This window comes from Pseudomonas sp. TE3895 (assembly GCF_056278855.1).
Window position 1 is genome coordinate 5,371,902 of the sequence record NZ_JBWBQE010000001.1, and the last position, 15,883, is coordinate 5,387,784.

Consider the following 15,883-nt stretch of genomic DNA (forward strand, 5'->3'; position numbering starts at 1 on the left):
CTGTCCATCATCTGGGGGTTTTCATGAGCAAGTACTCAACACAATTCAAGCAGTCAGCCATCCAGGCTTTCCTCAAGCGTGGCCGAGGCTTTCGCCACATCGCGGCGCTGTTTCAAATCGATCCGACTTTGCTGCGCCGTTGGGTCATGTCCTATCAGTTACATGGTGAGGCCAGCTTCGAGAAGCCTGGCGGTCATTACAGCAGCGAGTTCAAGCTTTCTGTGCTCTACCGTATGTGGCGCGAGAAGCTGTCGCTCCGGGCCACCGCAGCGTTGTTCAACCTGGGTAACTCATCTCAGGTGCGGCACTGGGAGGAACAGTATTACAGTGGCGGCTTCCAAGCCCTGTCCTCAAGCAAAAAGATATTGGTTAACCCTATGCCTAAAGCCCCGCGCAAGCCCGAAGAGACCGCTCCCAAACCTATCGAGGAGCTTACCCATGCGGAGCTGCTCAAGAGACTTCGCCAGCTTGAAGCGGAGAACGCCTACCTAAAAAAGCTCGAGGAGCTCGACGAGGAGAAGGCGAGGCTGAAGAAAGCCAGGAAAAAACCCGGCTAGTAAGGGCTTTGCGCGAACACTACCCGTTTGCCGATCTGCTCAAGGCTGCCGGCCTGCCACGCAGTACTTACTATTACCAGCTAGGGCTGCTTGAGGCCGGGGATAAGTGTGCCTCTCTCAAAATCTCGATCCAGGAGATCTGCGACCGACATCGCGGTCGTTATGGTTATCGGCGGGTTACCTCTGCGCTGCGCAGTTCTGGGCAGTTGGTTAACAGTAAAAAGGTGCGCCGGCTGATGGCTGCTCTAGACCTCAAGTGCACGGTCCGTCCGAAGAAGTACAAGGCGTATCGGGGCCTGATGGGAGAAGCCGCGCCTAATATTCTCAAGCGTAATTTCCAGGCTGATCAGCCTAACCAGAAGTGGGTTACCGATGTCACTGAGTTCAAAGTGGCGGGTGAAAAGCTGTACCTCTCGCCTGTAATGGATCTGTACAACGGCGAAATCGTGACGTATCGCACCGACACCAGACCGCGCTTCACCTTGGTCGGCGAAATGCTGGAGCGCGCGATTCAACTGCTTCCGGCGGGCAACAAACCACTGCTGCACTCGGACCAAGGATGGCACTACCGATACCCTGATTACTGTGCACGTGTGAAGGAAGCAGGGCTTGAGCAAAGCATGTCACGCAAAGGTAACTGCCTGGACAACGCCGCGATGGAGAGTTTTTTCGGCACGCTGAAATCGGAATACTTCTACCGTGAGCGCTTCAAAAGCGTCGCAGAGCTACAGGCGGGACTGGATGAGTACATCCACTATTACAACCATGACCGCATTAAAATGAAACTCAACGGCCTGAGTCCTGTGGCTTACAGAACTCAAGCTGAGGTAGCCTAGCACCGACCGTCCAACATCTGGGGCGCAGCTCAGGTCGTTGTAGGAGCGGGCTTGCCCGCGAATCAGACACCGCGGTGGGTGGCACCGGCGATGCCGATGTTCGCGGCTGAAGCCGCCCCGACACTGACCGCTTCAGCCCGAGCCAGCAATTCGAGCACGGCGTCACTCAGCCGCGGGTCGGCGAGCACTCGCTGGTGCCCCCCCCCTTCCAGCAGCATCAGCCGGCTGTCGAACCAGGCCTTGTGGATCACATGTGCCTCATCTGCGGGCACGAGAGCATCATCGGCGGCATGCACCACCAGCCCCGGCAGTTCCAGCTGGTAACCCGTGACATCCAGCCGCGCAATCTGCATGCCCACATCGCGCTCGATCTGGCGAATGAACGCTGCCCGTGCCCGGGCTGGCAGCCCCAGGCGATGGGCAAAACCACGCAACACACCGAGCAACCGCGCCGGCGCTGCAATGCTGACAGCCGCCTCTGTACGCAGCCCCATCTGCAAAGCCAGCAGCACGCTCGCCCCACCCATGGAATGGCCAATGACTGCACGCAAGGGCGGCAACTCAGCCGCAGCCTCAAGCAGCGCCCGGGCAAACAGCACCACATTCGCTTGCTCGCCAGGCGAACGACCATGCCCAGGCCCTTCCAGCGACACCACCGTATGCCCCGCCTGAACCAAGGTCTCGATCAAGGCGGCAAACTGCGTCGGGCGCCCTTCCCAACCGTGCATCAGCAGCACGGTCGGCCCTTGCCCCCAGCGCAAGGCAGACAGCCCGAAGCGCAGTGTAATGCGCTCGGCGCTGGCCAGCACAGGCAGCTCCCAATCCCGCGGCGGCAGGTTGCGCGGGGTCATGAAGGCACGGCGCATCTTGCCCGCGACATGCTCGGGGGCCAGGCGGCCCAGGGTGCCATTGACACCGCGAATCCAGCTCAGGGTGGTCATCGCCATGCTCCAGGGTTAAAGCACCGCCGATTTGGCGGCGCGCAGAATACGGTCAGACAGGTCACTGGTCCCCAGGGCCCGGGCCAACGCCAGCCCTCCCACCATCAGGGCCAGGTCGGCCAGCGCTTTGTCGGCATCTTCAGGGCAGTCGACCATCGCGGCAGTCATCAACTCGATATGCTCGGCCAGCACCTCGCGGAAGACCTCCGGCAGGCGCTGCATTTCACCCAACGCGTTAGGCAGCGGGCAAGCATGTACTTCGCAGTCCCGGTGCTTGCGCGAGAGGTAGAAGGCCCCGGCCAATGCCCGCCGCGCGGTGCCATCGAGATTGGGATCGATCTGGGCGAGCAAGGCACGGCGCTCACCCAACAACTGGCGGAACGCCTCGAGCATCAGCTCGTCCTTGCTGTCGAAGTGCGCATAGAAACCGCCGACGGTCAGGCCTGCCGCACCCATCACCTGGCTGACGCTGGGCTCGGCCGGGCCGTGCTGGATCAGCGCACTGCGCGCAGCCTCCAGAATGCGTTCGCGGGTTCTGCTCTTCTTGTCGCTCATCTGGCACACACCACACAAAATATGATGATCGAAATATTATTCTCATCATATTTTTTGGCAAGCAAAATGTGCGGCCGCTTGTCGGGGGAAAATTATTGAGAAGGGAAAAAACAAAAGGCCCATTCAATAAGCGAATGAGCCTTTAAAGTCCCGCAAAACGCGGGTAAACGTGGCGTCCCCTAGGGGACTCGAACCCCTGTTACCGCCGTGAAAGGGCGGTGTCCTAGGCCACTAGACGAAGGGGACGTAACCTTCGCGAAGATCCACTTGCGTGAACCCTGGCAGAAATGGTGGAGCTAAGCGGGATCGAACCGCTGACCTCCTGCATGCCATGCAGGCGCTCTCCCAGCTGAGCTATAGCCCCGAAACAAAAGGCTCATCAATAATCGACGAGCCTTTTTAAGCCCTGCAAAACGCAGGAAAAGTGGCGTCCCCTAGGGGACTCGAACCCCTGTTACCGCCGTGAAAGGGCGGTGTCCTAGGCCACTAGACGAAGGGGACGTAACCTTCGTGCCGATCCGCTAACGCGAACCGCGGCAAAATTGGTGGAGCTAAGCGGGATCGAACCGCTGACCTCCTGCATGCCATGCAGGCGCTCTCCCAGCTGAGCTATAGCCCCGGATTTCTAGCCTCGCGGCCCAGCGACATAAAAACATCGCTTGTGTAAAACTGGCGTCCCCTAGGGGACTCGAACCCCTGTTACCGCCGTGAAAGGGCGGTGTCCTAGGCCACTAGACGAAGGGGACGAACCTTCTTACCTTCAAGACCCGGTTGCTGGACCCGGTCTTGCTTATCAGCCTTGGCTGCTAAGCGGAATTTGGTGGAGCTAAGCGGGATCGAACCGCTGACCTCCTGCATGCCATGCAGGCGCTCTCCCAGCTGAGCTATAGCCCCACAATGTCGCTTTGAACTGAACCGCTGGCTGGGTGCCTGGCGTTTCGTTTTCGTTCATCGCTGTGGACGGGGCGCATATTAAGTTCGGATTGCAAGGCTGTCAAACGAATTTTCAAAAATATTCAAAAAATTTTTCACAGATAACAATCACTTACCGCCCTGCTCCACTCAATCCGGCCACTTGGCCCTCAGGAAAATGCCTGTGGGAGCGGCCTTGTGTCGCGAAAGGGCCGCAAAGCGGCCCCGGCGGTTTTGCGTCGAATCAAAGATTGTGGGACCGCGTTGCGGTCCTTTCGCGACACAAGGCCGCTCCCACAGTGCTCAACAGCGGTGTTCGGAACGCAGTCAGGCGATGGAAGCCAACAGCTTTTCCCACTCTTTGTTTTCTTTCTTCGACACACCACCCAACAGGTCCAGGGCCTGGCGCAGGCGGTAGCGCGTCAGGTCGGGGCCGAGGATTTCCATGGCGTCCAGCACCGAAACCGAGCTGGCCTGGCCCGTGATGGCGGCGAACATCAGCGGCATGGCGTCACGCAGCTTCAGCTCCAGCGCTTCGACCACGGCCTGGATGCAACCGGTGATGCGCTCTTTTTCCCACTGACGCAGGCTTTCAAGCTTCCACAGGATCAGCTGGATCACCTGGCGCACCTGGTCGGCCGACAGTTTCTTGCTTTCGAACAGTTTGGCGTCCAGCTTGAGCGCGCCTTCGAAGAAGAACCCGCCCAACGGGGCAACCTGGCTGAAGGTTTCTACCCGGCCCTGCACGTGCGGGGCAATCTTCATCATGTAGTCGCTGTTGAACGCCCATTTCTGCAGGCGTGCGGCGAATTCCTCTACCGGCAGCTCACGCAGCCACTGGCCGTTGAGCCAGGACAGCTTCTCGATATCAAAGATCGGGCCGCCCAGCGAGATACGCGACAGGTCAAAGTGCTCGACCATTTCGGCCAGCGAGAACTTCTCGCGCTCGTCAGGCATCGACCAGCCCATGCGGCCAAGGTAGTTGAGCATCGCTTCAGGCATGAAGCCCATGCGCTCGTAGAAGGTGACCGAGGTCGGGTTCTTGCGCTTGGACAGTTTGGATTTGTCCGGGTTGCGCAGCAGCGGCATGTAGCACAGCTTGGGCTGCTCCCAGCCGAAGTACTCATACAGCTTGATCAGCTTGGGCGCCGATGGCAGCCACTCTTCACCACGCAGCACGTGGGTGATGCCCATCAGGTGGTCGTCGACCACGTTGGCCAGGAAGTACGTCGGCAGGCCGTCGTTCTTCATCAGTACCTGCATGTCCATGCGGTCCCACGGGATCTCGACATCGCCGCGCAGCATGTCCGGCACCACGCAGATACCCTCGCTCGGCACCTTCATGCGGATCACGTGCGGCTCGCCAGCGTCCAGGCGGCGCTGCACTTCTTCGGCGCTCAGCAGCAATGCACGGCCATCGTAACGCGGGGTTTCGCCGCGAGCCTGCTGCTCGGCACGCATCTGCTCCAGCTCTTCGGCGGTGCAGAAGCAGTAGAAGGCGTGGCCGGCGTCTACCAGCTCTTTAGCGTATTTGGCGTAGATTTCGCCACGCTCGCTCTGCCGGTAAGGGCCGTGCGGGCCGCCGACATCCGGGCCTTCGTTCCATTCGATGCCAAGCCAGCGCAGGGCGTCGAAGATCTGTTGCTCCGACTCACGCGTGGAGCGCAGCTGATCGGTGTCTTCGATGCGCAGGATGAACTCACCGCCGTGCTGCTTGGCAAAGCAGTAGTTGAACAGGGCGATGTAGGCAGTGCCGACATGGGGGTCGCCGGTAGGCGATGGCGCAATACGCGTGCGTACGGTGGTCATGGAGAGTCTCGAACGAAAGATGAAACAAAGGCGGGATGTTAGCAGGAGGCGGGCACCGGGCTCCAGCAATGGCGCGAACGTCACTTGTCGACAGGCCCGGTGCCGCTGTTAAATTTGTTTACATTTCTGGAACGATAGTCCCCATGCCTGCCCAACTCAAACGCCGCCTGACGATCTTCTTCGCCCTGGTGGCCATCATCGCCCTCGCCTTCCTGGGCCACTGGTACTTCAAGGGCCGCTTCTACGAGAGCACCGACAACGCTTACGTGCAGGGTGAGATCACCCGTATCTCCAGCCAGCTTGGCGCACGTATCGAAACGGTGCCGGTCGAGGACAACCAGCACGTCAGCAAGGGCGACCTGCTGGTGCGCCTGGAAGCCGCCGACTTCGAGCTGGCGGTCGAACGCGCCCGTGCCGCCCTGGCCACCCGCGAAGCCGAGTACGCACAAGCGCAAAGCCGCCTCACCCAACAAGGCAGCCTGATTGCCGCCGGCCAGGCCCAGTTGGCGGCCACCCAGGCCACGTTCGACCGTTCACGGCTGGACCTGAGCCGTGCCGAGAAGCTGCGCAAGCCGGGTTTTGTCTCTGAGGAGCGGGTCACTACCCTGTCGGCGGACAGCCATGTCGCCGGCTCCCAGGTCGACAAGGCCCGCGCCGACCTGCAAAGCCAGCGCCAGCAGGTCACCGCCCTGAACGCCGAACTCAAGCGCCTCGATGCGCAAATCGCCAATGCCCGCACCGACCTGGCCCAGGCCGAACTGAACCTGACCCGCTGCGAAATCCATGCACCGATCAGCGGCACCATCGGCCAGCGCAATGCGCGCAATGGCCAGGTGGTGCAGGCCGGCGCCTACCTGCTGTCGATCGTGCCGGATGAAGACATCTGGGTGCAGGCCAACTTCAAGGAAACCCAGATCGGCCGCATGCACCCCGGCCAGCGCGCGGAGCTGTTGTTCGACAGCTACCCCGACACACCGATCGAAGGCCGGGTGGACAGCCTGTTCGCCGCGTCCGGTGCGCAGTTCAGCCTGCTGCCACCGGACAACGCCACCGGCAACTTCACCAAAGTTGTGCAGCGCATCCCGATAAAACTCACGTTCAGCGCCGACAACCCGTTGCATGGGCGTATTCGCCCCGGCATGTCGGTGACCGCCACCGTCGACCTGCGCAGCGCAGACGAAGGCCACAATGGCCGGTGACCAGTTGCTGCGCCCCACTGCGGAGCCAACCCGACGCGACTGGATCGCGGTGATGAGCGTGATGCTCGGTGCCTTCATGGCAGTGCTGGATATCCAGATCACCAATTCCTCATTGAAGGACATCCAGGGCGCTCTGTCGGCGACCCTGGAAGAAGGCTCATGGATTTCAACCTCCTACCTGGTGGCGGAAATCATCATGATCCCGCTGACGGCATGGCTGGTGCAGCTGTTGTCGGCGCGGCGCCTGGCGGTATGGGTATCCGGCGGTTTCCTGCTGTCGTCGCTGCTATGCTCGATGGCCTGGAACCTGGAGAGCATGATCCTGTTCCGCGCCTTGCAGGGTTTCACCGGTGGCGCGCTGATCCCGCTGGCCTTCACCCTGACGCTGATCAAGCTGCCCGAGCACCACCGCGCCAAAGGCATGGCGATGTTCGCCATGACCGCCACTTTTGCCCCCTCCATCGGCCCCACGCTGGGCGGCTGGCTGACCGAGAACTGGGGCTGGGAATACATCTTCTACATCAATATCCCACCGGGCCTGCTAATGATCGCCGGCTTGTTATACGGGCTTGAGAAGAAGGAGGCGCACTGGGAGCTGCTGAAAAGTACCGATTACGCCGGCATCGTCACGCTCGGCCTTGGGTTGGGCTGCCTGCAGGTGTTTCTCGAGGAAGGCCATCGCAAGGACTGGCTGGAGTCACACCTGATCGTCGGCCTGGGCAGTGTTGCCCTGGTCAGCCTGATCACCTTCGTCATCCTGCAGTTTTCCAAGCCTCACCCGCTAATCAACCTGCGCATCCTCGGCAACCGCAACTTTGGCCTGTCGAGCATCGCCAGCCTGGGCATGGGCGTGGGCCTGTACGGCTCGATCTATCTGCTACCGCTGTACCTGGCGCAGGTACAGGGTTACAACGCCTTGCAGATTGGCGAGGTGATCATGTGGATGGGTATTCCGCAGTTGTTCCTGATCCCGCTGGTACCGCAACTGATGAAGGTGATATCGCCCAAGGTACTATGCGCGCTGGGTTTTTGCCTGTTCGGCGCTGCCAGTTTCGGTTCGGGGGTGCTCAACCCGGACTTTGCCGGGCCGCAGTTCAACCATATCCAGATCATCCGCGCCCTGGGCCAACCGATGATCATGGTGACCATCTCGCTGATTGCCACCGCGTATATCCAACAACAGGATGCAGGGTCCGCGTCGAGCCTGTTCAATATTCTGCGTAACCTCGGTGGCGCGATTGGTATTGCCTTGCTGGCCACCCTGCTGGATGCGCGCACCAAGGTGTACTTCGACTACCTGCGCGAATCGGTGGTGCCGAGCAACCCACAGGTGGCTGAGCGGCTGGCGCAATTGGCGGAGCGCTTGGGTAATGACAATGCGGCGCTGGGCAAACTTAGCGAGATTACCCACCAGCAGGCGCTGATCATGGCTTACAACGATGCCTTCCACTTTGTCGGGATCGGGTTGGCGGTGAGCATGGTGGCGGTGTTGCTGACCCGCAAGTTGCCGGAGGGGCTGAAGGCTGGGGAGGCCCACTAAGCCCATTTCAGATCATGTGCGGTGCCCGCGAACACCGGCGCAGCCGGTACCAGCCACCGCGCAGAATGCTTCGCGGACACGCCCGCACACAGGGTCAGCTGCTAATCAACCGCTCCCGCAGCTGCGCAATCTCGTCACGCAACTGCGCCGCAGCTTCGAACTCCAGGTCGCGGGCGAACTGCATCATTTTCTCTTCCAGCTGCTTGATGCGCTTGGTGATCTCGCCCGGCGTACGCAGTTCGGCCTCGTAACGGGCGCTCTCCTCCGCCGCCTTGGCCATGCCCTTGCGCTTCTTGCTGCGCGCACCGGGCACGGTGGCACCTTCCATGATGTCGGTGATGTCCTTGACCACGCCCTTGGGCACGATACCGTTGGCTTCGTTGAAGGCGATCTGCTTCTCGCGGCGACGCTCGGTTTCGTCGATGGCCCGCTGCATCGAGCCTGTTACGTTATCGGCATACAGGATGGCCCGGCCATTGAGGTTACGTGCCGCGCGGCCAATGGTCTGGATCAGGGAGCGCTCGGAACGCAGAAAACCTTCCTTGTCCGCATCGAGGATGGCCACCAGCGACACCTCGGGCATGTCCAGGCCCTCGCGCAGCAGGTTGATGCCCACCAGCACGTCGAAGGTGCCCAGGCGCAGGTCGCGGATAATCTCCACCCGCTCCACCGTATCGATGTCCGAGTGCAGGTAGCGTACCCGCACGTCGTGATCGGCCAGGTAATCGCTGAGGTCCTCGGCCATGCGTTTGGTCAACGTGGTCGCCAGCACTCGCTCGCCTGCCGCGACACGCTTGCGGATCTCGGACAGCAGGTCGTCGACCTGGGTCAGCGCCGGGCGCACCTCTACCTGCGGGTCGACCAGCCCGGTCGGGCGCACCACTTGCTCCACCACGCGCCCGGCATGCTCAGCCTCGTAGGGGCCCGGAGTGGCCGAAACAAAAATGGTCTGCGGGCTGACATCCTCCCACTCGTCGAAACGCATCGGCCGGTTGTCCAGCGCTGAAGGCATGCGGAAGCCGTACTCGACGAGGGTCTCCTTGCGTGAACGGTCGCCCTTGTACATGGCGCCGACCTGCGGAACGCTGACGTGGGATTCGTCGATCACCAGCAGCGCATCGGGCGGCAGGTAATCGTACAGGGTGGGCGGCGGCGCGCCGGCCGGGCGCCCGGACAGGTAACGCGAGTAGTTTTCGATGCCGTTGCAGTAGCCCAGCTCGAGGATCATCTCCAGATCGAAGCGGGTGCGTTGCTCCAGACGCTGCGCTTCGACCAGCTTGTTGGCCTTGTGCAGGTATTCCAGACGCTCCTTTAGTTCTTCCTTGATGCCCTCCACTGCTTCCAGCAGGGTTTCCCGCGGTGTGACGTAGTGGCTCTTGGGGTAGAAAGTGAAACGTGGCAGCTTGCGGAAAACCTCGCCGGTCAACGGATCGAAGGCGGCGATGTTCTCCACTTCATCGTCGAACAGCTCGATGCGGATGGCTTCCAGATCCGATTCGGCCGGGAAGATGTCGATCACGTCGCCGCGTACCCGGAAGGTGGCGCGGGCAAAGTCCATTTCGTTGCGGGTGTACTGCAGGTCGGCCAGGCGGCGCAGCAGCGCGCGCTGGTCGAGCTTGTCGCCACGGTCCACGTGCAGGACCATTTTCAGGTAGGTCTCGGGGCTGCCCAGGCCGTAGATGCACGACACAGTGGTCACGATGATCGCGTCACGCCGCTCCAGCAGCGCCTTGGTCGCCGACAGGCGCATCTGCTCGATGTGGTCGTTGATCGAGGCGTCCTTCTCGATGAAGGTGTCTGACGAGGGTACGTAGGCTTCCGGCTGGTAGTAGTCGTAATAGGAAACGAAGTACTCCACCGCGTTGTTGGGGAAGAATGCCTTGAACTCCCCGTACAACTGCGCGGCCAGCGTCTTGTTGGGCGCCAGCACCAGCGTCGGGCGCTGCACCTGCTGGATGACGTTGGCAATGCTGAAGGTCTTGCCCGAGCCGGTCACCCCGAGCAACGTCTGGTGCGACAGCCCCGCCTCGATGCCTTCGACCAACTGGCAGATAGCCTCGGGCTGGTCGCCGGCCGGCTGGAAACGTGTGACGAGCTGGAACTCGGACATGAAGGACCTCGCGGTGCAGCAGCTGTAAATTTAGCCAGTAGTCTATACCCAAATGCGCCCGTTCGGGGGCGCTTTCAAGGCACAGGTGTGGGCGCGTGCAACGGTGGACACGGCATTTAGACCAATGGTCGAAAAATATTTGCGCAAATAGCCCCAAAAGCTGCGCCAGAGTGTCGCGGTGACCGGTCGGTATCACTATACTGACTCCCCGTTTGTGCACCGCTTCAGTGCATTCGGCTGGAGCGTGTACGCCCTATCACACTCCAATCAGAGCCAAGGTAACAATGAGCCTGTTTTCCGCTGTCGAGCTGGCACCCCGCGACCCTATTCTGGGCCTCAACGAAGCATTCAACGCCGACCCACGTACCGACAAGGTCAACCTGGGCGTAGGCGTGTATTGCAATGAGGAAGGCCGCATTCCGCTGCTGCGCGCCGTGATCGAAGCCGAAACCCAGCGTGCCGCCCAGCACGCTTCGCGCGGCTACCTGCCGATCGACGGCATCGCCACCTACGACCAGGCTGTGCAGAAGCTGCTGTTCGGCGCCGAGTCGCCACTGCTGGCCGCCGGCCGCGTGGTCACCGTGCAGGCCGTCGGTGGTACCGGCGCGCTGAAGATCGGTGCCGACTTCCTCAAGCGCCTCTCGCCCAACGCCGTGGTTGCCATCAGCGACCCTAGCTGGGAAAACCACCGTGCGCTGTTCGAATCGGCCGGCTTCCCGGTGCAGACCTACCGCTACTACGATGCGCCGACCAACGACGTCAACCGCGCTGGCATGCTCGAAGACCTCAACGCCCTGCCGTCCGGCTCGATCGTGGTCCTGCACGCCTGCTGCCACAACCCGACCGGTGTCGACCTGAACCTGGACGACTGGAAGAACGTCCTGGAAGTGGTCAAGGCCAAAGGCCACGTGCCGTTCCTCGACATGGCCTACCAGGGCTTTGGTGACGGTATCGCCGAAGACGCCTTCGCCGTGCGCCTGTTCGCCGAGTCGGGCCTGGAGTTCTTTGTTTCCAGCTCGTTCTCCAAATCGTTCTCGCTGTACGGCGAGCGCGTCGGCGCACTGTCGATCGTCACCGCCTCCAAGGACGAGAGCACCCGCGTGCTGTCGCAGGTCAAGCGCGTGATCCGCACCACCTACTCCAACCCGCCAACCCACGGCGCAACCATTGTTGCCACCGTGCTGAACAGCGCAGAACTGCGCCAGATGTGGGAAACCGAACTGGCCGAAATGCGCGAGCGCATCCACGGCATGCGCAAGCAGATGGTTTCGCTGCTGGCCGAATACGGTGCCAACCGCGACTTCAGCTTCGTTGGCCGCCAGGTTGGCATGTTCTCCTACTCGGGCCTGACCGTTGAACAGGTCGCCCGCCTGAAGAACGACTTCGGCATCTATGCCCTGGACACCGGCCGTATCGCGGTGGCTGCGCTGAACCAGAGCAACATCCACGTGGTGACCAAAGCGATCGTGGAAGTGCTGTAACTCATTGTTTTGCCTGGGGGTGGGTTGACTTCTCCCGGGCAATCAGTAAGATACGCGCAGATTCCGCGATAGCTCAGTCGGTAGAGCAAATGACTGTTAATCATTGGGTCCCTGGTTCGAGTCCAGGTCGCGGAGCCAGACATTGAAGAAGCCCCCGGATGCGCAAGCAACCGGGGGCTTTTTCGTTGCGCTGGAATTATTGGCCAGCAACGGTGAACGGCGGGCGGAGATTGGCCAGCAGGCCTGGCCCTTTCGCGGGTGAACCCGCTCCTACAACGGCCTGCGCCGAATCACCGATACGTGCGTAGGAGCGGGTTTACCCGCGAATACGGTGGCGGCGGCAACGATAAACGGCAGGTGGAGATTGGCCAGCAGGCCCGGCCCTTTCGCGGGTAAACCCGCTCCTACGACGGCCTGTGTTCAACCACCGATGTGTGTCCACCACCGATCCGGTGTAGGAGCGGGTTTACCCGCGAAGAGGCCGGCATCGCCAACAGAGGCCTCAGCCACTGCGCCCAATCGGGTAAAACGCCCCCCGGCTCCACACCCCAAGCCATTCCTCCCCGTCTATCACATGCGGCACCGCCAGCTCCACCAGTTGGTAAAACACATTGCGATGTATCAGCGCCTCCAGGTTGCTGCGCATCAGCACATACGGTGATGGCTCCTGCGTCACCGGGTCGATCACCACCCGCAGGGGGTTATCCGGCCCCGCCTCGACCTGGTCCTCGACATTGCTGGTAAAGCGCAGCACCTGCTGTTCGCCTTCGCCCTGCACTTCCAGCAACACGGCCACGAACGGCGCATCGTCGACACGAATGCCAACCTTCTCTACCGGGGTAATCAGGAAGTAGTCATCGCCATCGCGGCGAATGATTGTAGAGAACAGCCGCACCATCGGCTTGCGCCCGATCGGCGTGCCCAGGTAATACCAGGTGCCATCGCGGGCAATGCGCATGTCGATGTCACCACAGAAATCCGGGTTCCACAGGTGCACCGGCGGCAGCCCCTTGGCCTTGGGGATCTGCGCCAGAAGGTCATTGGCCTTGCCGGAGTTGCTCATCACGCTTGCCTCATTCACTCATGCCCAGGAGGCTACGAGCGTACTCGCGCATCGGCGCACCAAGCAAATCCTCCGGGGTGTTGTCGTGGAACGTCAACAAACCGCCACGGCTCTTGATGCGTGCGGTGTCGATCAGATAGCGGGTACTGGTTTCGATCAGCATCATCTGCACCACGCCAGTGTCCCAGCCCAAGCGGTCGACGGCCTGCTCGTCATACCACTCGTCACCATTGCCGATGCGATCGTCGGTACGTGCGAAGCGCGTGTACAACACGTAGTCCGCACCTACCGAGCGCGCCTGGGCGATGGCCTCTTCGAGGCCAAGCGGGCCCTGGGCACGACGTACCATCGGGAAGTATTCGACGAAGCTCTTGAAGGCCTGCTGGGCCACTGCATTCTGCCGAGGCACCGGCCCCTCGCCCGGCGGCACGAATGCACCCTGGCCAATGAAGATGAACGAATCAGGCTGCAGGCGGATCGACAAGGTGCGACGGGTTTCGCTGTGGTCCAGCAGACCGGCATCGCTCATGTGATAGCGGACGCCTTCGCCCATATCGCTGACATTCATGCAGCCGCCCAGCGCCATCAGCGCCAGCAGCAAGACCAGGCTACGCATCTTTCCTCCAGTGGCCGGCGACGAAAAACCGGCGAATAGCCGGCGGATGCAGCTTTTGCGCCAGCTTCAGCCACCGATCACTTTCATGACGGTCACGCCGCCGGAAAAGGCCACGTCCTGCTTGTCAGCCAAAGCCTTGACCAACAACCGTTGCAAGGCCGGCAGCGCCTGATGACGCGGTTTTTCCAGCAGGTCGCCGACGAAGTGCCGGTTACCTGACGACAGGCAGCCATGCAGCCAGCCCGTAGAAGACAGGCGCAGCCGCGAGCAGGTACGGCAAAACGGCACGCTTTCGTTGGCAATGACGCCGAAGTGGCCTCTGCCGGGGATGTGATAACGCATGGCAGTGGCGTCCAGCGGCGCATTCACCTGGGCGTAGGTATGCTGGCTGCCGATCAGCGCAAGCAGCTGGTCGAGGCCCACAAACTGCTGGAGGAAGGCGTTGCGATCGTGAGAGAGGTGGCCCATGCGCATCAGTTCGATGAAGCGCAGCTCGAAGCCGCGCGCGAGGCAGTAATCCAGCAGCGGCAGTACCTGATCAAGGTTTTTCCCGCGCATCGGCACCATGTTGACCTTGATTCGCATACCCAGGGCGCTGGCCTGCTCCATTGCGTCCAGCACAGTGCCCAGGTCGCCGCCACGGGCAATCTGGCGGAAAGCCAGAGGGTCGAGGGTGTCGAGGGAAACGTTCAGCCGACGAATCCCAGCCGCCTGCAGTTGCGGCAACTTGCGCGCCAGCAACTGGCCGTTGGTGGTCAGCGAGACGTCATCAAGGTCGAGTTTGGCCACGGCAGCCAGAAAGCCATCCAGGCGCGGGCTGACCAGTGGCTCACCGCCAGTAATCCGCAGGCGCTCAATGCCGGCGGCTTCGATCAGGTAGGCCACGCCACGGGCCAAGGCATCCGCCGACAGCTCGTCCTGCGCCGCCACCAGCCGCTTTCCGTCAGGTACGCAGTAGGTACAGGCGTAGTTGCAGGCAGCCGTCAGGCTGACGCGCAGGTTGCGAAAGCGCCTGCCTTGACGATCGACAATCATGAATGACTCCGGCATGGATGAAGGGGCCGGCAAAACCTGACTCATAAATCAGGTTTTTGCAAGCCCCAATGCGCAATGCCGAATTTCCAAACGATAGCCAAACGCTTCGGGCTGCACTGCCGCGCAGCGGACGCACGAAGCAGTTTCGCTAAATGCTCAGTTCGAGGGTTCCGGGTCGCGCTTGCGCTTGTTGCCCATACGCACGCCAATGTCCATCAGGAACTGGAAGAAGCCTTCCTGGTCTTCCAGCACGTTGCTCCAGAACGGCGAGTGGTACAGCGCCACAGCGCCGTGCACCAACGCCCAGGCAGCGCAGTAGTGGAAATACGGCGGCACGTCTTCGAGCTTGCCTTCGCTGATACGGCCCTTGATCAGCTGGGTCAGGCGGTCGAAATTGGAGGCACGGATGCTGTGCAGCTGCTCGACCATTTCCGGCACCTGATTGCCCTTGACCACCTTTTCTTCAAGGCGGTCGAACAGCCGGTAGCGTTGCGGGTCGCGCATGCGGAACTCGAAGTAGGCGCGCGACAGCGCTTCCTTGTCACGGTCGACGTCGGCCGAGTGCAACAGCTCGTTCAGGTCACGCTCGTAATCGAGCATCAGGCGCAGGTAGATCTCCGCCTTGGACTTGAAGTGCTTGTAGATCGTGCCTTTGCCGATGCCCACAGCGTCGGCGATCATCTCGACGGTGACGCTGTCTTCACCTTGCTCGAGAAACAGCTTGAGCGCGGTATCGAGGATTTCCTGTTCGCGACGGCGAAACTCACGGACCTTACGAGGTTCTTTCTGCATGGGAAGGACTGGATGACAATCGAAGCGGTTTATTATGCCTAACTTGCGGGAAATTGCACGGATCATCCACGCATGTCTGTGTTTCACGATGCATACGGCCATGCGCTGCGGGAGGAATGAAACGTTGGCGTATTCCAAATCTGTTTAAAAAACGTCCAATATGCACTGGCACTGCGCCAAACCTGACCAATACTTGAAGTGTTGGCGCGGCGCATCCCCCCCAGTGGCGCGCCGATAAAGGTGCTCAGGGACCGCGTACCTTTGTTTTACTCCTAATGGTCTTAACCCGGATTCCTCCCCCAGAACCCGGGTTTTTTTTGTGTTTTTGTGGGGAGGATGGTGTGACGGCTGTCAGGTGCGTGACGCAAGATTTTCAGCGCCTGTGAGATCGAGCGCCGCCCGCGCGGCGCTTCGCGGGTAAACCCGCTCCTACGTTT

At 61.1% G+C, this 15,883-nt stretch carries 12 protein-coding genes and 7 tRNA genes; 5 read left to right on the top strand and 14 right to left on the bottom strand.

The annotated features are described in order from the left end of the window. Positions 1–23: 23 nt before the first annotated feature. A protein-coding gene (locus tag ACZ889_RS24320; RefSeq protein WP_372340364.1) for an IS3 family transposase occupies positions 24–1,393 on the top strand; the annotation gives its coding sequence in 2 pieces (ribosomal slippage) (positions 24–521 and positions 524–1,393; 1,368 coding nt in all). A 62-nt stretch (positions 1,394–1,455) separates the two neighbouring features. On the opposite strand, the gene ACZ889_RS24325 is transcribed toward ACZ889_RS24320, so the two are convergent. The 9 genes from ACZ889_RS24325 to gltX form a co-directional block, all read right to left on the bottom strand. Next, positions 1,456–2,334, bottom strand: a complete 879-nt coding sequence (locus tag ACZ889_RS24325; RefSeq protein WP_004577677.1) for an alpha/beta fold hydrolase — start codon at positions 2,332–2,334, stop codon at positions 1,456–1,458. 15 nt (positions 2,335–2,349) lie between these two features. Then, positions 2,350–2,889 carry a TetR/AcrR family transcriptional regulator gene (locus ACZ889_RS24330; RefSeq protein WP_180689473.1) on the bottom strand — a complete coding sequence of 180 codons (540 nt, stop codon included), beginning with the start codon at positions 2,887–2,889 and terminating at the stop codon, positions 2,350–2,352. 170 nt (positions 2,890–3,059) lie between these two features. After that, a tRNA-Glu gene (locus ACZ889_RS24335) sits at positions 3,060–3,135 on the bottom strand. A 42-nt stretch (positions 3,136–3,177) separates the two neighbouring features. After that, positions 3,178–3,253 (bottom strand) — tRNA-Ala (locus tag ACZ889_RS24340). A 61-nt stretch (positions 3,254–3,314) separates the two neighbouring features. Continuing rightward, positions 3,315–3,390: transfer RNA gene (locus ACZ889_RS24345), tRNA-Glu, on the bottom strand. A gap of 42 nt (positions 3,391–3,432) precedes the next feature. After that, positions 3,433–3,508 (bottom strand) — tRNA-Ala (locus tag ACZ889_RS24350). Between the two features lie 51 nt (positions 3,509–3,559). Then, positions 3,560–3,635 (bottom strand) — tRNA-Glu (locus ACZ889_RS24355). A 72-nt stretch (positions 3,636–3,707) separates the two neighbouring features. Next, a tRNA-Ala gene (locus tag ACZ889_RS24360) sits at positions 3,708–3,783 on the bottom strand. 345 nt (positions 3,784–4,128) lie between these two features. After that, positions 4,129–5,610: a glutamate--tRNA ligase gene (gene gltX / locus ACZ889_RS24365; RefSeq protein ID WP_161775407.1), complete on the bottom strand. Its 1,482-nt coding sequence runs from the start codon at positions 5,608–5,610 to the stop codon at positions 4,129–4,131. A 143-nt stretch (positions 5,611–5,753) separates the two neighbouring features. Between gltX and ACZ889_RS24370 the strand changes: the two genes are divergently transcribed. Continuing rightward, a complete protein-coding gene (locus ACZ889_RS24370) occupies positions 5,754–6,809 on the top strand; it encodes an HlyD family secretion protein (RefSeq protein WP_180689472.1) in 1,056 nt (351 codons plus the stop codon). Continuing rightward, positions 6,799–8,349, top strand: a complete 1,551-nt coding sequence (locus ACZ889_RS24375) for an MDR family MFS transporter (protein WP_010952993.1) — start codon at positions 6,799–6,801, stop codon at positions 8,347–8,349. The genes ACZ889_RS24370 and ACZ889_RS24375 overlap by 11 nt, the downstream gene beginning before the upstream one ends. A gap of 94 nt (positions 8,350–8,443) precedes the next feature. Here ACZ889_RS24375 and uvrB read toward each other — a convergent pair whose 3' ends face one another. Next, positions 8,444–10,459 carry an excinuclease ABC subunit UvrB gene (gene uvrB, locus ACZ889_RS24380; protein WP_180689471.1) on the bottom strand — a complete coding sequence of 672 codons (2,016 nt, stop codon included), beginning with the start codon at positions 10,457–10,459 and terminating at the stop codon, positions 8,444–8,446. Between the two features lie 284 nt (positions 10,460–10,743). Between uvrB and ACZ889_RS24385 the strand changes: the two genes are divergently transcribed. Then, on the top strand, positions 10,744–11,940 hold the full coding sequence (locus ACZ889_RS24385) for an amino acid aminotransferase (RefSeq protein WP_003247178.1): 1,197 nt from the start codon (positions 10,744–10,746) through the stop codon (positions 11,938–11,940). A 62-nt stretch (positions 11,941–12,002) separates the two neighbouring features. Then, a tRNA-Asn gene (locus ACZ889_RS24390) sits at positions 12,003–12,078 on the top strand. Positions 12,079–12,442: 364 nt separating this feature from the next. Here the strand turns inward: ACZ889_RS24390 and ACZ889_RS24395 are convergent. From ACZ889_RS24395 to ACZ889_RS24410, 4 genes are all read right to left on the bottom strand, one after another. Beyond that, on the bottom strand, positions 12,443–13,003 hold the full coding sequence (locus ACZ889_RS24395) for a DUF1285 domain-containing protein (protein WP_180689470.1): 561 nt from the start codon (positions 13,001–13,003) through the stop codon (positions 12,443–12,445). Between the two features lie 10 nt (positions 13,004–13,013). Further along, on the bottom strand, positions 13,014–13,619 hold the full coding sequence (locus ACZ889_RS24400; protein ID WP_010952988.1) for a DUF4823 domain-containing protein: 606 nt from the start codon (positions 13,617–13,619) through the stop codon (positions 13,014–13,016). Between the two features lie 66 nt (positions 13,620–13,685). Next, entirely contained in the window at positions 13,686–14,654 is a 969-nt protein-coding gene (locus ACZ889_RS24405) for a GTP 3',8-cyclase MoaA (protein ID WP_180689469.1), read from the bottom strand. 156 nt (positions 14,655–14,810) lie between these two features. Further along, the gene (locus ACZ889_RS24410) at positions 14,811–15,446 is read right to left on the bottom strand and encodes a TetR/AcrR family transcriptional regulator (protein WP_003247170.1); all 636 of its coding nucleotides are present in this window, start codon (positions 15,444–15,446) and stop codon (positions 14,811–14,813) included. Positions 15,447–15,883: the final 437 nt, after the last annotated feature.

Coding starts and splice junctions, on each gene's coding strand:
- gltX (WP_161775407.1), bottom strand. CDS start 5,610: ATGACCACCGTACGCACGCGTATTGCGCCATCGCCTACCGGCGACCCC.
- ACZ889_RS24385 (WP_003247178.1), top strand. CDS start 10,744: ATGAGCCTGTTTTCCGCTGTCGAGCTGGCACCCCGCGACCCTATTCTG.
- ACZ889_RS24330 (WP_180689473.1), bottom strand. CDS start 2,889: ATGAGCGACAAGAAGAGCAGAACCCGCGAACGCATTCTGGAGGCTGCG.
- ACZ889_RS24410 (WP_003247170.1), bottom strand. CDS start 15,446: ATGCAGAAAGAACCTCGTAAGGTCCGTGAGTTTCGCCGTCGCGAACAG.
- uvrB (WP_180689471.1), bottom strand. CDS start 10,459: ATGTCCGAGTTCCAGCTCGTCACACGTTTCCAGCCGGCCGGCGACCAG.
- ACZ889_RS24325 (WP_004577677.1), bottom strand. CDS start 2,334: ATGACCACCCTGAGCTGGATTCGCGGTGTCAATGGCACCCTGGGCCGC.
- ACZ889_RS24375 (WP_010952993.1), top strand. CDS start 6,799: ATGGCCGGTGACCAGTTGCTGCGCCCCACTGCGGAGCCAACCCGACGC.
- ACZ889_RS24395 (WP_180689470.1), bottom strand. CDS start 13,003: ATGAGCAACTCCGGCAAGGCCAATGACCTTCTGGCGCAGATCCCCAAG.
- ACZ889_RS24405 (WP_180689469.1), bottom strand. CDS start 14,654: ATGATTGTCGATCGTCAAGGCAGGCGCTTTCGCAACCTGCGCGTCAGC.
- ACZ889_RS24370 (WP_180689472.1), top strand. CDS start 5,754: ATGCCTGCCCAACTCAAACGCCGCCTGACGATCTTCTTCGCCCTGGTG.
- ACZ889_RS24400 (WP_010952988.1), bottom strand. CDS start 13,619: ATGCGTAGCCTGGTCTTGCTGCTGGCGCTGATGGCGCTGGGCGGCTGC.